We start from the raw sequence: 288 nt of genomic DNA on the forward strand, positions 1-288 counted from the left end.
CAGCGCCACCAGGTCGAGCTGCATCGGCACCAGCATCGGGTCGTCCGCAGCGCACGCCGCGTCGAACAGCGCCAGGCCCTCGGCCGCGAGCATGCCCTGGACGCCGCCACGGTTCAGCCGTCGCACGTCCGCCTCGGCCAGGCTGCCGACCATCCCGCCGTCCGCCCAGGCACCCCAGGCGAGCGAGGGCGCGGGCAGTCCGGCGGCGCGGCGCCAGGTGGCCAGAGCATCCAGGAAGACGTTGGCCGCAGCGTAGTTGCCCTGCCCCAGCCCGCCGAAGGTGCCGGC

At 75.7% G+C, this 288-nt stretch carries 1 protein-coding gene; it reads right to left on the reverse strand.

From position 1 onward, the window contains the following. Positions 1 to 288: KR domain-containing protein (locus UK12_RS35445; protein ID WP_045307342.1), on the reverse strand; the 288-nt coding region annotated here is incomplete at both ends.

Source organism: Saccharothrix sp. ST-888, from assembly GCF_000955975.1.
Classification (GTDB): Bacteria; Actinomycetota; Actinomycetes; order Streptomycetales; family Streptomycetaceae; genus Kitasatospora.